The organism is Saccharopolyspora phatthalungensis (assembly GCF_014203395.1).
Lineage (GTDB): Bacteria > Actinomycetota > Actinomycetes > Mycobacteriales > Pseudonocardiaceae > Saccharopolyspora > Saccharopolyspora phatthalungensis.
This window is the reverse complement of the sequence record NZ_JACHIW010000001.1, coordinates 4,954,119-4,972,077: the sequence shown is the minus strand read 5'-3', so window position 1 is coordinate 4,972,077 and position 17,959 is coordinate 4,954,119. Positions and strand designations below refer to the sequence as shown.

18 protein-coding genes are annotated in these 17,959 nt (G+C 66.7%); 7 read left to right on the top strand and 11 right to left on the bottom strand.

Going from position 1 to position 17,959, the window contains the following annotated elements:
• Positions 1 to 148: 148 nt before the first annotated feature.
• Genes BJ970_RS22835 through BJ970_RS22825 form a run of 3 tightly spaced genes read left to right on the top strand, consistent with a single transcriptional unit; the run spans position 149 to position 5,215 of the window.
• Positions 149 to 1,090, top strand: a complete 942-nt coding sequence (locus tag BJ970_RS22835; protein ID WP_184728142.1) for an ABC transporter ATP-binding protein — start codon at positions 149 to 151, stop codon at positions 1,088 to 1,090.
• Positions 1,087 to 2,445 (top strand): ABC-2 transporter permease family protein, encoded by a 1,359-nt coding sequence (locus tag BJ970_RS22830; protein ID WP_184728141.1) that lies wholly within the window; start codon positions 1,087 to 1,089, stop codon positions 2,443 to 2,445. The genes BJ970_RS22835 and BJ970_RS22830 overlap by 4 nt, the downstream gene beginning before the upstream one ends.
• 4 nt (positions 2,446 to 2,449) lie before the next feature.
• A complete protein-coding gene (locus tag BJ970_RS22825) occupies positions 2,450 to 5,215 on the top strand; it encodes a bifunctional YncE family protein/alkaline phosphatase family protein (protein ID WP_184728140.1) in 2,766 nt (921 codons plus the stop codon).
• A gap of 189 nt (positions 5,216 to 5,404) precedes the next feature.
• Here the strand turns inward: BJ970_RS22825 and BJ970_RS22820 are convergent, their stop codons facing one another.
• Positions 5,405 to 6,838: an MDR family MFS transporter gene (locus tag BJ970_RS22820; protein ID WP_184728139.1), complete on the bottom strand. Its 1,434-nt coding sequence runs from the start codon at positions 6,836 to 6,838 to the stop codon at positions 5,405 to 5,407.
• 396 nt (positions 6,839 to 7,234) lie between these two features.
• Complete coding sequence (locus tag BJ970_RS22815) at positions 7,235 to 7,492, bottom strand: hypothetical protein (protein WP_184728138.1); 258 nt, start codon at positions 7,490 to 7,492, stop codon at positions 7,235 to 7,237.
• A 151-nt stretch (positions 7,493 to 7,643) separates the two neighbouring features.
• Here BJ970_RS22815 and BJ970_RS22810 point away from each other — a divergent pair, with 151 nt between their 5' ends.
• Positions 7,644 to 8,039 (top strand): methyltransferase, encoded by a 396-nt coding sequence (locus BJ970_RS22810; RefSeq protein WP_281399596.1) that lies wholly within the window; start codon positions 7,644 to 7,646, stop codon positions 8,037 to 8,039.
• A gap of 93 nt (positions 8,040 to 8,132) precedes the next feature.
• Here the strand turns inward: BJ970_RS22810 and BJ970_RS22805 are convergent, their stop codons facing one another.
• The 8 genes from BJ970_RS22805 to BJ970_RS22765 form a co-directional block, all read right to left on the bottom strand.
• Positions 8,133 to 8,453, bottom strand: a complete 321-nt coding sequence (locus BJ970_RS22805) for a GYD domain-containing protein (protein WP_184728136.1) — start codon at positions 8,451 to 8,453, stop codon at positions 8,133 to 8,135.
• 298 nt (positions 8,454 to 8,751) lie between these two features.
• Positions 8,752 to 9,564 carry a hypothetical protein gene (locus BJ970_RS37100; RefSeq protein ID WP_221467274.1) on the bottom strand — a complete coding sequence of 271 codons (813 nt, stop codon included), beginning with the start codon at positions 9,562 to 9,564 and terminating at the stop codon, positions 8,752 to 8,754.
• Positions 9,565 to 9,879: 315 nt separating this feature from the next.
• A complete protein-coding gene (locus tag BJ970_RS22790; protein ID WP_184728133.1) occupies positions 9,880 to 10,407 on the bottom strand; it encodes a DUF488 domain-containing protein in 528 nt (175 codons plus the stop codon).
• A gap of 95 nt (positions 10,408 to 10,502) precedes the next feature.
• The gene (locus BJ970_RS22785; RefSeq protein WP_221467273.1) at positions 10,503 to 10,592 is read right to left on the bottom strand and encodes a DUF2945 domain-containing protein; all 90 of its coding nucleotides are present in this window, start codon (positions 10,590 to 10,592) and stop codon (positions 10,503 to 10,505) included.
• A gap of 30 nt (positions 10,593 to 10,622) precedes the next feature.
• The gene (locus BJ970_RS22780; protein ID WP_184728132.1) at positions 10,623 to 11,675 is read right to left on the bottom strand and encodes an alpha-hydroxy acid oxidase; all 1,053 of its coding nucleotides are present in this window, start codon (positions 11,673 to 11,675) and stop codon (positions 10,623 to 10,625) included.
• Complete coding sequence (locus tag BJ970_RS22775; protein WP_184728131.1) at positions 11,676 to 12,989, bottom strand: MFS transporter; 1,314 nt, start codon at positions 12,987 to 12,989, stop codon at positions 11,676 to 11,678.
• Positions 12,986 to 13,237, bottom strand: a complete 252-nt coding sequence (locus BJ970_RS22770) for an aminopeptidase P family N-terminal domain-containing protein (RefSeq protein WP_184728130.1) — start codon at positions 13,235 to 13,237, stop codon at positions 12,986 to 12,988. Before BJ970_RS22770 ends, BJ970_RS22775 begins: the two co-directional genes overlap by 4 nt.
• Positions 13,234 to 13,512 carry an MFS transporter gene (locus tag BJ970_RS22765; protein ID WP_184728129.1) on the bottom strand — a complete coding sequence of 93 codons (279 nt, stop codon included), beginning with the start codon at positions 13,510 to 13,512 and terminating at the stop codon, positions 13,234 to 13,236. The genes BJ970_RS22770 and BJ970_RS22765 overlap by 4 nt, the downstream gene beginning before the upstream one ends.
• A 232-nt stretch (positions 13,513 to 13,744) precedes the next feature.
• Between BJ970_RS22765 and BJ970_RS22760 the strand changes: the two genes are divergently transcribed.
• Positions 13,745 to 14,425: a TetR/AcrR family transcriptional regulator gene (locus BJ970_RS22760; RefSeq protein ID WP_184728128.1), complete on the top strand. Its 681-nt coding sequence runs from the start codon at positions 13,745 to 13,747 to the stop codon at positions 14,423 to 14,425.
• Positions 14,426 to 14,521: 96 nt separating this feature from the next.
• Here the strand turns inward: BJ970_RS22760 and BJ970_RS22755 are convergent, their stop codons facing one another.
• Positions 14,522 to 15,703, bottom strand: a complete 1,182-nt coding sequence (locus tag BJ970_RS22755; protein ID WP_184728127.1) for a CaiB/BaiF CoA transferase family protein — start codon at positions 15,701 to 15,703, stop codon at positions 14,522 to 14,524.
• Between the two features lie 377 nt (positions 15,704 to 16,080).
• On the opposite strand from BJ970_RS22755, the gene BJ970_RS22750 reads away from it, so the two are divergent.
• A complete protein-coding gene (locus tag BJ970_RS22750) occupies positions 16,081 to 16,335 on the top strand; it encodes a hypothetical protein (protein ID WP_184728126.1) in 255 nt (84 codons plus the stop codon).
• A 174-nt stretch (positions 16,336 to 16,509) separates the two neighbouring features.
• Complete coding sequence (locus tag BJ970_RS22745; protein WP_184728125.1) at positions 16,510 to 17,781, top strand: MFS transporter; 1,272 nt, start codon at positions 16,510 to 16,512, stop codon at positions 17,779 to 17,781.
• Positions 17,782 to 17,959 lie beyond the last annotated feature (178 nt).

Here is a 17,959-nt window from a genome sequence, read left to right as displayed (position 1 = left end):
GCACTGCTCGCGATCTCAAGTGTTTGAGCGTGTCGTTGACGACCTGGCGGGACCCAGTCGCCCTCCGTTTCCTGAACGTTCAGCCAGCGTCCCTGCCCAAGTTGATGGGTGTCCCTACATTCCCAACCTGTCACGAAGGAAGGGAACCATGGACACACCCCTCGCAGTGCGAGCTCGCGGGATCACCAAGTGTTTCGGCGATGTCGTCGCGCTCGACACCATCGATCTGGATGTGGCACAGGGGCAGATCCACGGGTTGGTCGGGCCGAACGGCGCCGGCAAGACGACCTTGCTCGGCTTGCTGCTGGGCCTGGCCGTCGCTGACAGCGGCACTCTCGAAATTCTCGGTACGCCGGTCGGCCGAGCGCTCACCGCTCCCGACGCCGTCGCGGGTTTCGTCGACGGGCCCGGCCTCTACCCCTCGCTCACCGCCAAGCAGAACCTCGCCGCGCTGGCCGCGCTTCGCGGCTGCGACGCGCGGACGGCGGGCATCGACGATGTGCTCGACCAGGTCGGCCTCACCGATGTCACCGACGACCGGGTCCGGGGCTTCTCCCTAGGCATGCGTCAGCGCCTCGGGCTCGCCTCGGCCTTACTCACCAAGCCCCGCCTCCTAGTGCTCGACGAGCCGTCCAACGGTCTCGACCCGGCCGGCAAGCAGCACGTGCACGGTGTCCTCACCCGGCTCGCGGCCGACGGAACCTCCGTCATGCTCTCCAGCCACCGGATGGACGACCTCGAAGCGCTGTGCTCCGAGGTCACAATCGTCGCCACCGGACGCGTCGTCTTCTCCGGCCCGCTGAGCAAGCTCGCCGCCGAGAACCAGGAACTCGACTACCGGCTCATCACCTCCACCCCGGAGGACGCCCGCCGGCTGGCCGCCGACACGGCCGGGATCCGTGTCGTCGACGACGCCGGGGCACGGCAGGACGCCGAGGTGCTCGTAGTGCGCGCGTTTGTGCCCGCCCTCGACGAACTGGTGGTGCGGCTTGTGCACGCGGGCATCGCGGTGCGCGAGCTCGCACCTGTGGTGTCGCCACTCGAAACCGCGTTCCTCGCCCTGACCGAGCAACAGGAGTCCAACCGATGACCGCGACCGTCGCCGATGCTCCTGCTGTCGGTGCCCGCCCTGTCTCGGTGGCGCGCGGCTACCGCTTCGAGCTGGTCAAACTTCTCTCGCAATGGTGGGTGCGCCTGCTGGTCCTCGCCTGCTGGATCGCGCCTGCACTCTTCGTCGCCGCGGTGAGCCAGCAGAATTCGCTCCCCGTCGACACTCTCTTCGGTCGCTGGATGAATGCCACGGGCTGGGCCGGATCGCTGGTGATGCTTGGTTTCGCGGGCACCTATGCGCTCCCCCTGCTGACCTCGCTGGTCGCCGGTGACGTGTTCGCTTCCGAAGACCGGCTCGGCACCTGGCGCCACCTGCTGGTGGCGGTCCGTTCGCCGCGACGGATCTTCGTCGCGAAGGCACTGGCGAGCCTCACCGTCATCCTGGTGCTCGTGGCCGGGCTGGCCGTTTCCAGCGCGGCCGGCGGGGTTGTGGCGGTCGGCAACCGGCAGCTGGTCGGGCTCGACGGCCACCTGCTGGCGCCTGCGGACGCCGCCGGGAAGGTCCTGCTCGCGTGGGTCTGCGTGCTCGCCCCGACCCTGGCCCTCGCTGCGATCGGACTACTCGGGTCCGTCGCATTAGGACGGTCCCCGATGGGACTGCTGTTACCTCTCGTCGTCGCCCTCGCCATGCAGCTCGTCCAGATGCTGCCGGTGCCCGTCGCGGTACGCCTCGCCCTGCCCAGCTACGGCTTCATCGCCTGGAACGGTCTGTTCACCAGCCCGGCACAGCTCGGGCCGCTCCTGATCGGCATCGTGGTCAGCCTGGTGTGGGCCGTTGCCGCAACCGCCTTGGCCTACCTGTTTTTCCAGCGGCGCGACTTCACGAACCTGACTTACGGCGGCTCCGGGCGCCGCGCGATCAGCACCGGCCTCCTGCCGCTCGTCGGGCTGCTCGCCGTCACCGTCGCTGTCGTGACCCCAGCGACCGGAGCCACGGGTTCCGGGATCGAGCAGGACAAAGTGCAGAGCTCGGTCGCCACGGCCTTCGCCCACCTCTACCGCCTGCAGACCACACAGCTGAACCGACCCGACGTCACCGAGGCGCAGCTGAGGGCCACGGCGACGTGCAACAAGGGCGGCGGCCAGGTCGCCGCCCACGGACCGGGCAACGACTGGCGTTGCGTCATCTCCTGGCATCTCCCCGACGTCGAGGCCGCAGGGACGGCCATCTACCAGCTCGACGTCACCGCAGACGGGCGGTTCATCGCCGACGGCGACGGGCCGAAGGAAGTGAACGGCTACTTCCAGGTGCGAACCCCCACCGGGGACGCGCCGAACCCGCTCTGGCAGTTCGACGCGAATGTCGAGCTGCTACCCACCATCCCGAAGGGATAACTCAATGCAGGTAACACGCCGCAGGCGGCGTGTCGAGAAGGGCCATTCCGGCCTTCTCGGTCGACGCATCAGCCGCCGGATACCCCTCGTAACGGCAGGCACCACCGCTGTCGCCGTCGTCGCCGCCGGCACCGGCATCGGTTTCGCCCAAACGCACCGGTTCGGCACCGACCAGGTGGGCCAGACCACCGATCAGGGGCAGGTCGTCTCCGCCGACCAGTACATCGCCCCGATCGGCGACCGCCTCGTCATCAACAACGGCAAGATCATGTCGTCTTCGGTCAGCCCGGATGGCACCCACCTCGCGGCCTCGGTCACCGACGGCGGGATGGCTTTGTCAATTGTGGACTTAAAGAACTGGAAGGAGCAGCAGGTCGTCGGCAACTCCGCGTCGGCGAACCTGCGCATCAGCGGCAACGACGTGGGCCAGGAAGGCCCCACATACTCGCCCGACGGTTCGCAGCTGTGGCTGGGTCAGATCGACGGCTACCGCAAGTTCTCCGTGAACCCGGACGGCACCGTCGGCAACCCGACCTTCGTCTCGATTCCGGCGGACGGGCCCAAGCACGCGCTGGTGGGTGAGGCGGTGTTCTCGCCCGACGGCTCGACCGTGTACTCCGCCGTCAACGGTCAGAACCGCGTCGTCGCCATCAACGCGGCGACCGGGGCCATCCAGCAGACCTGGGCCGTGGGCAACGCGCCGCGTGACATGGTCAAGGTCGGCACCAAGCTCTACGTCAGCAACGAGGGCGGGCGCCCGGCGAAGCCCGGCGACGCCACGCAGAACTCCTACAACACCCAGGTCCCGGCCGACCCCTCCACCGGTGCCACCACCACCGGCACGGTCAGCGTCATCGACCTGGCGAACCCGGCCGCTGCCGTCGCGAGCATCGACGTCGGTCTGCACCCGACCGCCCTGTACGCCAAAAACGGGGCGCTGTTCGTCACCAACACCGCCACCAACGACGTGTCGGTCATCGACACCGCCAGCAACAAGGTCGTCCAGACCATCGCCACCCAGCCGTGGCCGGAGGCGTCGGTGGGCTACGAGCCCGACGCGGTGACGCTCACCGACGACGGGCACCTGCTGGTGACGCTCGGCCGCGCCAACGCGGTCGCCGTCTACCGGTACACGAGCCCGCTGGAGCCAGTCAGCTACGTCGGCCTGCTCCCGACGGACTACTTCCCCGCGGAGATCACCACCGTCGGCAACGACGTCCTGGTCTCCAACACCCGCGGTATCGACGCCCGCCGCCCCACGAACAAGGCCGGGCACGGCACCCACGACACGACGTCGAGCCTGCAACGGTTCACGCTGCCGGACGACAGTGTCATCAAGTCCGAGACCGGCAAGGTCTTCAGCCAGAACGGCTGGAACGGCGGCTCGGTCACGTTGACCGAGGGCAAGGGCAACGCAAAGCCGGTGCCGGTCCCGCTGCGGCTCGGCGACCCCTCGACGATCAAGCACGTCTTCCTGATCGTCAAGGAGAACCGGACCTACGACCAGGTATTCGGTGACGTCCCGCGTGGCAACGGCGACCCGTCCCTGGCGCAATTCGGCGAGAACGTGACGCCGAACCAGCACGCGATGGCCCAGCAGTTCGGGCTGTATGACAACACCTACGACATCGGCACGAACTCCGCCGAGGGGCACAACTGGCTGATGCAGGCCGACGACCCGGAGTACACCGAGTCCTCGGCCGGCGAGTACAAGCGCAGCTACGACACCGAGGACGACGCGCTCGGCCACCAGCGGACCGGCTTCATCTGGAGCGGTGCGCAGGCGGCCGGCAAGAGCGTGCGGGACTTCGGTGAGTTCCAGCAGTTCCTGACGAAACCGCCCGGCGCGACCTGGCAGAACCTGTACTGCGACACCAAGAACATGCAGGCGACCGGTCAGGACACCGCCTACCCCATGAATTCGTCCTCGCCGATCCCGTCGCTCAACGACGTATCGGTGCACGGCTTCCCGAAGTTCGACACCAGCGTCCCGGACATCTACCGGACCGAGATCTGGAAGCGTGACTTCGAGAAGAACGGGCCGGCGAACCTGAACATGTTCTGGCTCTCCAGCGACCACACCGGTGGTCCGCCGAACGGGGCCGCCCAGGTCGCGGACAACGACCTCGCGGTCGGCAAGATCGTCGACACGATCTCGCACAGCCAGTACTGGAAGGACTCGGCGATCTTCGTGGTCGAGGACGACTCCCAGGCCGGCCTCGACCACGTCGACGGCCACCGTGCCCCGATCCAGATCATCAGCCCCTGGGCCAGGCACGGCATCGTCGACAGCCACTACTACTCGCAGATCACGATGATCCGGACCATCGAGCAGATCCTCGGGATCCACCCGATGAACCAGAAGGACAGCGCGGCCTCCCCGATGAGTGGGGCGTTCACCCAGGCGCCCGACTACACGCCGTTCACCGCTCTGCCCAACCGGACCTCGCTGACCGCGGGTCTGAAGACCCCGCCTGCCTGTGGTCTGGACACCCCCGCGCCGCAGAACGCCGCGGCCGCGACGGTGCCAGCGGCCACAGCGGTGCCGGCGGACAAGCAGCAGGTGCCGGCGCAGTGGGACGAGTGGCTGACGCACCAGCACCTGTCCGGACCCGACGCCAAGCCCGACTTCGCGAACCCCGCGCAGATGAACCACTTCACGTGGTACCAGACGCACGGGTGGACGCAGCCCTACCCGGGTGAGGACAAGGTCTACGCGCCGGCCGACGTGCCGGGCGCCTACATCCCGTCGTCGGAGTCCGACGGCTGACGTAGGCTGATCACACCAAGAGGCCCCTGACCGGTGAACTGCACCGCCGGTCAGGGGCCTTCTGCTTTTCCTATGGGAACACGGGATTCGGACCGGCAAGGCCGGAAGCAGCCAAAGTCCCGCTCGCCCGTCTCGGCATCTCCCCGCACGATCTCGTCAACGGGCCCGCCTCTCGACCGCGCTCCGACGTTATCCGTCGGCGGCCGTGATCCGCCGCGGCAGCTTCGCCGCAACGACGATCGTCACCAGGGCGAGGGCGGCCGCGACGCCAAAGGCCAGCTTCATCCCGCTCACCTGTGCAGGCACGGCGGCGACGCCGGCGGCGACCAGGTGGCCGGCGCGCCCAGACATCACCGTCACCACAAGCGCGGTCCCGAACGCCGCGGCAACTTGCTGGAACGTCCCGAGCATCGAGCTGCCGTGCGAGTACAGGTGCTCAGGAAGCGCGCCCATGCCCAGCGTGAAGACGGGGGTGAACGTCGCCGCCAGGCTCACCATCAACAGCGCGTGCAGCCCCAGCACCTGCCAGTACGGCATGGTCATCGAGACCTGGGTGAACCCGCCGAGGGCGAGCACCATGCCGATCGAGCCGGGCAGCACCAGCGGCCGACTGCCGAACCGGTCGAACACCCGCCCGACGCTCGGCCCCAGCAGGCCCATGGCCAGACCGCCCGGCATGACCAGCAGGCCGGTCTCCAGCGGGCTAAGCCCCCGCAGGTTCTGCAGGTACAGCGGCAGCAGGATCATCGACCCGAGCATCGCCAGGAACCCGATGGACATCAGGGCCAAGGACAGGCCATAGGTGCGGTACCCGAGGGTGCGCAGGTCCATCAGAGGCACACCGGTGCGTTGCAGCTTGAGCTGGCGGATCACGAAAACAACGATCGCCCCGGCCGCGGCGATGACCATGCCGACACCGAGTCCGACCCCGCCGCCGCTTTCGCCGAACAGGCTCAGCCCATACACCAGGCCACCGAAACCGACCGCCGCCACAGCGACGCTCAACCAGTCGATGGAGCTCACCTGCGGTTCGCCGATGTTGTCCAGCTTGCGCAGCCCGAACACGGTCACCACACCCGCGATGGGCAGGACGGCCACGAACAGCAATCGCCAGGAGCCGACCTGCAAAATCAGCCCGGAAATGGCAGGCCCGAGCGCGGGCGCCACCGATATCGCCAGGGTGACGTTGCCCATCACCCTGCCCCGGCCCTCCTCGGGCACCACCGTCGTCAACGTCGTCATCAACAGCGGCATCATCACGGCTGTGCCTGAGGCCTGCACGATCCGACCCAGCAGCAGCAACCCGAACGACGGCGCGACGGCAGACAGGACGGTGCCCGCGAGGAACACGCCCATCGCGATCGCATAGGCCTGGCGGGTGGTGACCCGCTGCAGGAACCAGCCGGTGATCGGAATAACGGCGGCCATGGTGAGCATGAACGCGGTGGAAACCCACTGCGCCGCCTGCTCGGTGACGCCAAACGAGTCCATCAACCGCGGGATAGCATTGATCATGATGGTCTCGTTGAGGATCACCACGAACGTGGCCAGCACCAGCAGCCGCACCACGGTCGGTGTGCGGCCCGCCTGCACGGCCGGTCGTTCTTGGATCGCAGCTGACATGGCAGCACCTCGCTGGGTTCCTGGTCACAGTCGCCTCGCAGCCAACGGCCGCCGACATGGACGTGGGTAGTGGCACCGGTAAAGACCGGCAAGCCCGGCAGAATTCATCGCCCCGCCCGAGAGTGTTCCGCATCGATGCGCCGATGTCGCCCGAATTTTCGCCTGAATCACATCCCTCCCCACCGCGACGAAGCGAACCTCACCGTGCATCCGGCCGGGTTCGCGCTCGCGCCGCTAGCGGGGCGCTAGCGTGCCCATCATGGACGGTGACGGGCCGGTGACAGTGTGGGACGACGCGACGGTTGCGCGGGAGTTCGGCGAGTTCGACACGACGCTGTGGTGGGAGTGCGGATACCGCCACCTGCCCGGTGAACTGGCTCTAGCTCCGACGTCGCATCATCCTTGCTCGCGAACTCCTTGGTCGTGGCCGCCAAGCACGTCGCCCGAGCGCGCGACGGCGGCGGACGTGTGGACCCGCAGCGGTGCGATTTTCGGCATCACCAGGAGATAGTTGATCGCGCCGGCCACCGCGACGAGGCCGATCGCCAGGAGCTGGAGAGCGTGGGAGCCGGTCTTGTCGAGCATGATGCCGAGGAGAACCGGGGTGAAAATGCCGGCGAAGTTGGATGCGAAATCGCGCCACGTCGCGTCCATCGGGGGCATCCATGGGCGCTGCCCGCCGACCCGGCAACCGCTATGGTTGCCGGGCCTTCGCCGACTCCAGTGTCGACCAACAGTGCGGGGCCCTCACGTGACGGCCGATGGCGGCTAGGCCCCCCGCAGCGACAGGCCTTGGCACGGCGACCTGCGACCAATCAACGAGCAGGCCCGGATCGAGGGGTGCGACCACAGGATTGATTTCCCGTTGACACGCATGACAAAGTGCATCTTCGCGGGAGCGGGAGCCTATTTGTTGTTCGACATCCTCCACAACTGGCATGACGAGCACGCCCACCGCATCCTGAGCCGTTGCGTCGAGGCCGCTCAGCCAGCCGGGCGAGTTCTGGTCATCGAAGCCGCCGGGGGGCTGCGGGCCAACAGCGAGAGCGACCTATCCATGCTCGTGATTTTCGGCAGCCGTGAGCGCCGAATCAACGAGTTCCGCACGCTCGCCTCGCCGCACGGCCTGGTCCTTGACGCTGTGACCGACCTGACCGATGAACGCTGCCTGCTCGAATTCCAGTTCGCTGCCGGCCAATGAAATAACGACGGCGTCGCGGTATCCGACAGCACGGGCCAGTGCCCAGCCGGCTCCCGTCGAGCACAAGCGCGCCGCCACCGAAATAAGCCGCGGTCAGGCTCCGGGGGCGCGGAAGTCGACAGCCTTCCTCGCGGCCTCGTCGATGTCCTCGGGACGGAGGAGCCGCACCGCCCTGGACGTCACGGCCCCGGAGGCTTGCACTGCCATAGCCGTGGCGGCCATGGAGACATCGTCGGGCATGTCGACAACGATGTAGAAATCATGGTCGCCGAAAGCGAAGTACATCGACTCGAGCGTTCCGCCGCACGAACCGAGGACCCTTTCAACAGCCTCCCGCCGCCCGGTTCCGCCCTCGGCGAGCACCCCCTTTGTCCCCTCGGCGGTGTAACTGCCCTGCACCAAGAACTTCGGCATGTCGCTCCCCCACTTCGCCGTGCGGCCGCCAGCGGCCGCAGTGCTGCTCCCACCCTCGGGCACGAGAGCAGGCTGGGCCACTCGAAGCGTCCGACCGGAATCCTCGCCCGCAGGACGAGCGGGCGCCGGGCTCACCGCCATGCCGCCCACTCCTTCACCGCGAACCGGTCACCCACGCGCCGCACTTCGGCTGCGCCCGGCCCGGGGAAATGCGCGGGGAACAGCAGTGCACCGCGGCCTCCCCCAGCACCCGGCGCCGGGTGTCCCGTGCGCGGGGCTCGCGACCAGGCCGTCCGAATCACCATGCGCCATGTAGGTGCTGTTCTTCGGTGTCGGCTTCAGAAGCCGCGCTGATGCCGAGACCATTGGTCTCCACGCCTGCGGCCTGCTCCTCCGTGCGGGTCTCGCCAGGCCCGTCGTCCGGCAGGCGCAGCCCTCGTATCACGGCCGAATGCTTGACGACCTCCTGCAGCAACGACTCCAAGGCCGCGCCCGTCTCCAGTTTCCGCTCTTCGGCCTTCTCGCGGATCCGGCGGCTATACGCTTCGCTCTCGGCGTTTCGCCGCTCGCAACGACGCTGTGTGTGATCGAGCAGACCTTCGGCATCGTTCTGCGCTATCGCTGTGATCCGTTTGTACTCTGTTTGGACCTTTCGCCGAAGGCGGTGTTCGCGCTCGCTTTGCTCCCTCTTCCGCCTGGCGGTTTCTCGATCAAGGGCTGCCTGGCGCTCCGCGATGCCGCGGGCGAAATCGCAAGCCTGCGTCCTGATCTGTTCGGCGGCTCGCTCTGCCTCCGCCAAGAGCACCCCAGCCTCCGTTCGCGCCTGTTCGATGATCGCGGTCGCACGCTTCTCAGCGAACTCAACGATCTCCGAGTCGGACGGTACGCCAGTGTCTTTGGCCCGAAACGCTTCGTCTTTGGCCCGAAACGCTTCGTCTTTGGCCCGCAACGCTTCGTCTTTGGCCCGCAACGCTTCGTCTTTGGCCCGAAACTCTTCACGGAGTCGACGTAGCTCGGCTTCGAGCAGATCAACATGCTCGATGACCTGTGCCCGATCGAATCCACGCCAGCGTCCGACAAAGTCCGGCCGAGCCGGAACAACATCATCCATTGCGTCTCCATCCCCCACATCTGGAGCGCGGTACCTGCACGCTGCGAACCCGAATGCCTATGATCGGCCACACCCACCACGATCTTGTCCAGCCGCAGGCGAGCCAACCTCGGTGACAGCGAAACCATCATGGGCGCAACAGAGCCACGCAGCGAGGTCAACGCACCTCTGTCACCCGAGGTAGCGACAACATAGGACATCGCAGCGGAGCAGACCAACGTTGCGAAGCCAGTCGCGTCACCGTAGGAAGCGACAGAGCCAGCCGGGATAGCGCGGACTGCTTCACGGACATCCTCCATGATGCTCATGCCGGCATCAGGGGTGAGGCGGGTAGGTTAGGTGCCCGTTCTGGACATGCGCGTGCTTGTGCAGGACCGCCGGCTTCGTCGTCGTGGTCGACATGATGTGCGCCACCTCCGCGCCCGCGACGATCAATGCATCAGCGATCAGCCTGCGATGGCAGCGCCACGGCACCGCCTCGCTGCACATGATCGCCGGCCGTTCGTTTTCGGCCAGGTCAAGCAATTCATTCAGGCCCGCCATGAATTCATCGCTACCCAGGTAGTCGGCGTAATCGCGGAAGGCTTTGACCCGCCATGCGCCGTTCACGCTCGACACGCCCTTCGGGGTATGTCGCCGGCCACCCAATTTCGGGATCCACCGGTATCCGATATCGGGCGGCAGTGCGTCGATGATCGCCGACTTGTTCCATTGCGGGAACTTCCTCGACGAGGGAAACGAGCGAACATCGACCAAGTATGTGATCTCATTGCTTCGCAACATCGCCAGCAACTCGTCGAAGTCGCGCGTTGAATGCCCCACCGTACAGATACGGTTCGTCATCTGCTGCCTCGCCCAGGTCACTCACTTGTTCGTCCAGGTTGCTGAATCGGTCGTGTGATGCCCCGAGTATGGCCTGGAAGCACCCGGCCGGCTCGTTACAGTTTCGTCGGTGCGCTTCCCTTGTGCATGGCGATGTGCTCGGTTTTGTCGCTCTTGATCTCGTAGTGCGGGTCACTTTCCGGCACGGTGCAGCTCTACCTACTGACCGGACCTGTTCAGGGTCTCCGCTCCGGGCGAGCGCCGAACGCTGAGCCGACCGGCACCCGGGCATGCAGCCGCGAGAGCTGGTGACGTGCTTCGGGGTCAGTTCCTCCACCGACCGTGCGCCCAGCAGTTTCATAGTCCGCACGATCTGTTCGGCCAGGATCTTGGTTGGACAGCACGATGCCGTCGACGCCGAGGTCGGCCAGCTTCCGGGCGTCTTCGAGGTTCTGCACGCCCTTGACGGCCAGCTTGCCGGGCCAGATTCGGCGGATGGCATCGAGGTCTTCGAAGGTGACCGTCGGGTCCATCGCGGCGTCAAGCAGGTCACCCACGGTGCCACCGGTGCTGGACAGGGAGGCGAATTCGAGCTTCGGCGTGGTGAGGAAGTCGAACCACCACCACGGTCTGGGGATCGCGTTGGACACGGTGGACAGGGTGAGTTGTGGCGGGATGGAGAAGCCGTTGCGGTTGTCCCGGAGCCGGGCTCCGGCCACGGGGGTGTCGACGGTGAAGAAGAGCGTGTCGAAACCCGCTTTCGCGGCGCGTTCCACGAGGTCGTGGGAGATCTCGCGGTGACGCATGACGTAGAGCTGGAACCAGTTGCGGCCAAGGGGGTTCGCTTCCTGGACGTCCTCGATCGAGGTGGTGCCCAGGGTGGACAGCGAGAACGGGATTCCGGCCGCCGCGGCCGCTTGCGCGCCCGCGATCTCTCCATCGGTGTGCATGAGCCGGGTGAAGCCGGTCGGGGCGATGCCGAATGGGAGCGCGGAAGCTCCGCCGAACACGGTAATGGAGGTGTCGACGTCGGCGACGTTGCGCAGGACGTAGGGGTGGAACTCGACGTCTTCGAATGCTCGGCGGGCCCGGGCCAGGGAGAGCTCGCCTTCGGCGGAGCCGTCTGTGTAGTCGAAGGCGGCCTTCGGGGTGCGCCTGCGGGCGATGTCGCGCAGGTCGTGGATCGTCAACGCGGCGTTCAGGCGACGGCGTTTCGCGTTGAGCTCGGGCTTCTTGAAGCGCATCAGCTCGAAGACCTCGCCCGGTTTGGGAAGCTGGCGTCGAACCACTTATTGACTCACCTGCTTCGTGCCGGACGAGGCTACCTCCGCGGTGTTGCTTCGCGGGATGGTGAAGGACAGAAGTCCACAAAGGACCAGGGCCAGTGCCATGACGCCGAACGGAAGCTGGTAACCGCCGCTGAGCTCACGCAACCAGCCCGTGGCGTACCCCGCGATGAACCCGCCGATGGCGCCGACGGTGTTGATGAGCGCGAGGCCGCTCGCGGCGGCGGCGCCGTCGAGGCCCGCACTTGTGATGCTCCAGAACACCGGGATGGCGGCGTAGATGCCGATGGCGGAACAAGCGACACCGGCGACCAGCAAGGGGAACGACGTGCCGGCGAAGGCGCACAACGCCACCCCCACTCCGGCGAGCAGGGCGGGCAGCGCGAGATGCCGACCGCGCAGCGTGCGGCGGGCCATCCGGCTCCAGGCGGCCGAGGCGATCGCGCCCAGTGCGAACGGGATGAACGTGACCACGTCCACCGCGGTGCCGCTGTGGTCGGCGACGAGGCCGGTAGCGACCAGCGGGACGAAGAACGTGATCGCGAACATCGGGAAGGTCAGGAGCAGGAACACGATCGCGAGCCGGATGGTTGTCGCGCTGCGCAGGGCCGACAGGAAGGAGTGCCTGCCGCCGTCCTCGCGCCCGGACTGGTTGGCTTCGATGAGGGCCTGGCGCTCGCCCGGGGTGAGCCAGCGCGCGGCGGCCGGGGTATCGGTGAGCAGGAACAGCACCACGAACCCGAGCACGACGGCGGCGATGCCCTCCACTGCGAACATGAAACGCCAGCCCTCGACCCCGAAGGTCTGCTGTCCGTGGTGGATGAGCCAGTTGGACAGCGGCCCGCCGATCGCGGTGGAAAGTGGAACCGCGACGTAGTACGCCCCCAGCACGAAGACGCGTCGCCGTCCGCTGAACCACTGCGAGATGTACCAGAGAATTCCCGGCAGCAGGCCGGCTTCGGCGATCCCTAGCAGGACACGCGCCACCACGAAGGTGCCGGTGCCGCTGACGGCCGCGTGCAGGGCGGCGACGACGCCCCAGGTCAGCGCGATCCGGGCCAGCCAGCGGCGGGCGCCGACGCGGTAGAGCACGTAGTTGCTCGGCACTTCGAGCAGGACGTAGCCGACGAAGAAGAGGGCGACGCCGAGCCCGTAGCCGGTGGTGGTCATGCCGAGCGCGGGATTCATGGTGGGCGCCGCGAAGCCGACGTTGACCCGGTCGAGGTAGTTGATGAACAGCAGCAACACGAGGATCGGGACCAGGCGGCGGGTCGCCTTGCGGTGGGCAGAGCGCAGTTCGGTGCTGTCGGTGTTCATACGCCCGCCTCGATGATCCGGTGCTGCCTGTCGGGGTGTGTAAGGTTCGTCGTGCGTTCTGGTCCGATGTGGACGAAGTCCTCGAGGTGGAAGCCGTGCACCGGGTCCCACAGGTCGGGGTGGTAGAAGCCGGACAGGTACGCGGTGTTCTCCGGCCATGTCGAGACGATTGCGTCGAGCCCGCTTTCGGCGAGGAGCCTGCGGATGCGGGGGATGTCGGCATAGGGCGGGTTCTTCGTGCTGGTCATTGAAACCCTTCCGGTCTAGTGCGACGGCGAGCGACGGCGCCGACCACCAGGGGCACGGCGGCGTGGAAGTGCCGTTCCTGCATGCGGTCGCTGCTGCGTGCGACCAGAAGCACCGCGACCGAAGCGACTGCATACGGGATAGCGGTCAGCACAGCGGTCCTCGTCAGCGTCACCGGCTGCCCGAACTGCCGGTACAGTTCCGCGATGACCTGCGGCAAGAAGAACGACAGGGCGTAGCCGCCGATGTTGGAGGCAAACGCGATCAGCGAGACCACGTAGATCCGCCAGTCCTTCGGGGCTTCATCGTCGCCGCGGCGAAGCCGACGTTGACACGATCGACATAGCTGATCACGTACATCACCGCGACCAGCGGCACGATCCGCACCGCGGCCTTGCGTCGCGGAACGCACCGCCACCGCCGGTTCGGGGAGTTCGGGTCTCACATGACCACCTCCTTTACACCGTATCTGGATTTAGTACGCCGTATATGGCCGGTAAGCCAAACACATGTCGCGCCCCGACACCAGCCCCGAAAACCGGACTCCACCGGCGGTAACCACCCAGATTTCACAGCCGGACGTCGTACGGGCGGCGCTCGAGCTCTCCGCAAACAAGGGCCTGGAAGCGTTGTCGATCAGAAGGGTCGCGACCGCACTCGGCATCTCGCCGATGTCGGTCTACAAGTTCGTCACGTCCAAGGACGAACTGCTGGACGCGATGCTGCTGCACCTGCTCGACCGGATGGAGATCCCCTACACCACGACGACGGACTGGCGCGAGCAGATCGTGCAGACGATGCTCGCGTGGCGGGACCTCGTCGAGGAGCAGCCCGGTGCCGTGCAGATGCTCGCCACGCGGCGCCTGCCGCCGGGCTCGGCAGGCCTGGCGCGCCTGGCGGAACAAGTGCTCTCCGCGCTCGAACACGGTGGCATCACGGGCCCCCGGGCAGCCCGCGCGTTCTGGCAGACGTTCTCAGCCACCGTCGGACACATCGTGTTCGAACGCGCCCGCGCCAGCCTGGACGACCGCGACCAGGACGCCGCCCGCGAAGCCATGCACCAGACAGCAGTCGAACGAGGCTTCGACCACGTCGCGAACCTTGCAACCGACCTGACACGAATCGAAACACGAGGCACCCTCGACGACGCGCTACGCGTGCTCCTCACCGGGCTCTCGGCCCGACGGTGAAGCGCTTTCCTAGCTACTTACACCTGAAAAAGTCGTTGTGGTGATGGTGGATTGTGCTGGGGCCCGCTGCTGCGGCTGGATGGCGGGTCAGTGGGTTCAGCGGCGGTTGGAGGCGCTTTCCGCGTAGCCGAGCTCGGTGAGCAGGTCGCGGGTATCGGCACCGAGCAGCGGCGGCGCCTTTCTGATCGAGGAAACCCGGCCATCGAGCCGGATCGGCGAGGCGATCGTGCGTACCGTTCCCGCCTCGGGATGTTCCATCTCGACGATCAGCCCACGCGCCTGGACCTGGGCGTCGGCTTCGAGAGCGCGGTAATCGTAGACCGGACCGCTCCAGATGTTGAACCCGTCGAGGTGCTCGATCCACTGCTGCGTCGTCCGCTCGGCGAAGCGGGGACGGATCCGCCGATAGATCTCGGCCGAGTGCAGCTGCGCGTCCTCGTGGCGGGTGTACGAGCGAAGCACGTCGTCATCAAGCGCGTCACCCAGTACATCGACGGGACACATCGCCAGCGTCAACCACCCGTCGGCGGTGCGGTAGACCCCGTACGGCGCACCGACCCAGGCGTGCGCGCCGGCTTCCGTACCGCGTGCGGGAACGACTCCGGCGTTGAGGTACGTCACCAGTTCCTGCACCTGCGCGTCCAGCACCACCGAGAGCATGTCCACCTCGACGTGCGTGCCTACTCCCGTCGCGTCCCGCCCTCGCAGCGCGGCCAGCACGCCTATCGCAACCTGGTAGCCGGTCATCGCGTCGATGGCCGGGATCCCGCCCGGCACGGGCGGATCGCTTTCCGCGCCCACAAACCACATCGAGCCCGAATAGCCCTGCAGCACCAGATCCTGACCGGGACGCCCCGCACCCGGGCCGGACAGGCCATAGCCGCTGATCGACGCGTAAACCAGCCGGAGGTTGATCTTGTGCACTGCCTCGAAATCGATCCCGAGCCGCTGCACGGTGCCGACACGGAAGTTCTGCACCAGCACATCGGCGCCGGCCACGAGCTTGTGGAACAGTTCGCGTCCTGCCGCGGACTTCAAGTCCACGGCGAGGCTGCGCTTGTTGCGGTTCAGCCCCAGAAATGTCGTCTTGTGCCCCTCGATATCCACCCCGGCATAGCCATGGGTCCGGTTGAACTCCCCGGCCTCCGGCGGCTCGATCTTGATCACGTCGGCCCCGAGATCGGCCAGCCTCATCGCCGCCATCGGCCCCGCCAGCATCTGGGTCACATCCAAGACCCGCACGCCTGCCAGCGGTCCGCATGCATCGCCTTCGAGCACGATCGAAAAACCTTGTAGCAATATAATATTGCTACATGCTCACAGGCCCGGTGTAAGGCTAGACCGCAACCGAGGACTGTGACAGCGACCAGGCAGCGAGCGCTTATCGAACAGAAGTCCGATGGCCGGAGTGGGTCGCGGGTCGCCAGCCCCCGGCCTGGCCGGTCTCACCGACCGCGTCGAGGCCCCCGGTGGCCGCCTGCGGCTGCACAGCCCACCCGACTCCGACGGTCCACAGTAGAATGGACCGCTGCGCAGCCCACCGGCATCGACCTGTACTACCCGTAGCCGACGCGCTTCGCGATGGCTGCCGCGCCGTATGCGACGACCAGCGCGGATTGCGTGTGGATGATCGCGCCGAAGGGTAGATACAGTGCATGGCCAAGAATAAGAAGTCCAGGAAAACCATTACCGACGCCGATGAGGCGCTTGCCCGGGCGCGGGCGGCGGCCCCCCAGCTGAAGCCGAACGCTGAGGCGCTGTACTGGGCAACGATGGCTCAAGTCCTGCTCTTGAGCGAGGTCCGCGACATGATGCGCGAGGCCCGCACCGATCACGGCAGCAGCGTGCAACTACCCGAACAGGCGCCGCCACGAGAAAAAGCCCGGGTTACGGTCGTCAACGAGCCGTAGGCCCGGCACGCATCGAACCTTTCGAAAAGCCAAGACTCATTCGCGGCCCCATACGATCTCGTAGCGCGAAGGCACGCAACGTGATTTTCCACCCGCGCACCCCCGCGAGCGCTTTGCTCAGCATGTCGTCGATGCCATCCTGGGGCCTTGGCGCCACAAGGACGGTGTCAGCCGATGACGTTCGCAAACCCGAGAGTCTGGTTCCTGTCCAGGAGTGGCTCACCGCGATTCGGCCGACGCGTGAGTTTCGCCGTGGTGACCTATGCGTTCACGGTAACCATGATTGGCACCACCCTGCCGACGCCGCTGTACCCGATCTACAGCAGGGAGTTCGGCTTCTCCGAGCTGATGGTCACTGTGGTCTTCGCGACGTATGCGGTCGGAGTCATTGCCGCGCTCCTTGTCTTCGGCCGCCTGTCCGACGAGATCGGCCGACGACGGGTTCTTCTTGCGGGGCTGGCACTATCCGGACTCAGCGCCGTGGTGTTCCTCGTCGCTCAAGAGATCGGCCTGCTGCTGGCAGGGCGCATACTCTCGGGTCTGTCGGCGGGGATCTTCACCGGCACCGCGACGGCAGCACTTGCGGATCTCGCGCCGCGCAAGGCAGCGGGACACGCGACGGTAGTCGCCACGTTGGCCAACATCGGCGGATTGGGCTCCGGCCCGCTGATGGCCGGCCTACTCGCACAGCTCGCCGTGGCACCGTTGCGGCTCACGTTCTGGGTGGACCTCGCTCTCATCATTCCGGCAGTAGTGCTCGTGTGGTTCTTGCCGGAGCCGGTGCAGACTGAAGGCCGGGTCCGCCTGCACCTGCAGCGCCTCAGAGTGCCTCCGCAGGCGCGAGAGATCTTCGTACGGGCCGGCTTGGCTGCCTTCGCGGGCTTCGCCGTACTGGGCCTGTTCACGGCCGTGTCGCCGGGTTTCCTCAGCCAAGTGCTAGGCATCGCGAACCACGCGATTGTCGGCCTGGTCGTGTTCGCCGTGTTCGCGGCATCGTTAGCCGGGCAGACCATGCTGGTTGTGGTCTTCCGGAAACGCGCGCTGGTCGTCGGGTGCGTCGGTTTGATCATGGGAATGTGCCTGCTCGCGCTCGGCCTCGCACTGCCTTCACTGCTGTTGGTGATCCTCGGCGCGGTGGTGGCCGGGCTCGGCCAGGGGCTGAGCTTCCGAACCGGTTTGGCTGCGGTCAACCGGGCCGCGCCGCCGAGACAGCGGGCCGAGGTCGCATCCAGCTTCTTCGTGGTGGCCTATGTGGCAATCTCCGTGCCGGTCGTGGTCTGCGGCGTAATCGCACAACTGCAAGGTGTACAGGTCGCGGGGTTGATCCTCGCCGCCACGGTAGCGGTGCTGGCCGCGACGGTCCTGCTTCTGCTAGCGCGCAAGCCCGTACCGCTCGGTGAGGAACACCGCGAGCCCACGGAGGCCCGGGACAGCGACGACTCGTGAAATCTCGGCACGAAGGCGCTCGGCGGGCGGTGGTTGATACTCCGGCAGCACTTCGTGATCTTGCAGACTTGGGGTAGCGCGCAGACAGGTGCGGCCACTGTTGATCAGGGTTCTCTTGCGTGTCCAGTCTTTCCGCCAACTTCCGGGAAAACCGGACCGTCTCAGCACGACCCACCTC

What these genes read in the sequence shown, in the direction of transcription:
- BJ970_RS37100 (WP_221467274.1), bottom strand. Translation starts at nt 9,564, where the DNA reads ATGGATGATGTTGTTCCGGCTCGGCCGGACTTTGTCGGACGCTGGCGT.
- BJ970_RS22745 (WP_184728125.1), top strand. Translation starts at nt 16,510, where the DNA reads ATGACGTTCGCAAACCCGAGAGTCTGGTTCCTGTCCAGGAGTGGCTCA.
- BJ970_RS22830 (WP_184728141.1), top strand. Translation starts at nt 1,087, where the DNA reads ATGACCGCGACCGTCGCCGATGCTCCTGCTGTCGGTGCCCGCCCTGTC.
- BJ970_RS22835 (WP_184728142.1), top strand. Translation starts at nt 149, where the DNA reads ATGGACACACCCCTCGCAGTGCGAGCTCGCGGGATCACCAAGTGTTTC.
- BJ970_RS22805 (WP_184728136.1), bottom strand. Translation starts at nt 8,453, where the DNA reads ATGCCGAAGTTCTTGGTGCAGGGCAGTTACACCGCCGAGGGGACAAAG.
- BJ970_RS22750 (WP_184728126.1), top strand. Translation starts at nt 16,081, where the DNA reads ATGGCCAAGAATAAGAAGTCCAGGAAAACCATTACCGACGCCGATGAG.
- BJ970_RS22815 (WP_184728138.1), bottom strand. Translation starts at nt 7,492, where the DNA reads ATGGACGCGACGTGGCGCGATTTCGCATCCAACTTCGCCGGCATTTTC.
- BJ970_RS22790 (WP_184728133.1), bottom strand. Translation starts at nt 10,407, where the DNA reads ATGACGAACCGTATCTGTACGGTGGGGCATTCAACGCGCGACTTCGAC.
- BJ970_RS22770 (WP_184728130.1), bottom strand. Translation starts at nt 13,237, where the DNA reads ATGACCAGCACGAAGAACCCGCCCTATGCCGACATCCCCCGCATCCGC.
- BJ970_RS22825 (WP_184728140.1), top strand. Translation starts at nt 2,450, where the DNA reads ATGCAGGTAACACGCCGCAGGCGGCGTGTCGAGAAGGGCCATTCCGGC.
- BJ970_RS22760 (WP_184728128.1), top strand. Translation starts at nt 13,745, where the DNA reads ATGTCGCGCCCCGACACCAGCCCCGAAAACCGGACTCCACCGGCGGTA.
- BJ970_RS22775 (WP_184728131.1), bottom strand. Translation starts at nt 12,989, where the DNA reads ATGAACACCGACAGCACCGAACTGCGCTCTGCCCACCGCAAGGCGACC.
- BJ970_RS22820 (WP_184728139.1), bottom strand. Translation starts at nt 6,838, where the DNA reads ATGTCAGCTGCGATCCAAGAACGACCGGCCGTGCAGGCGGGCCGCACA.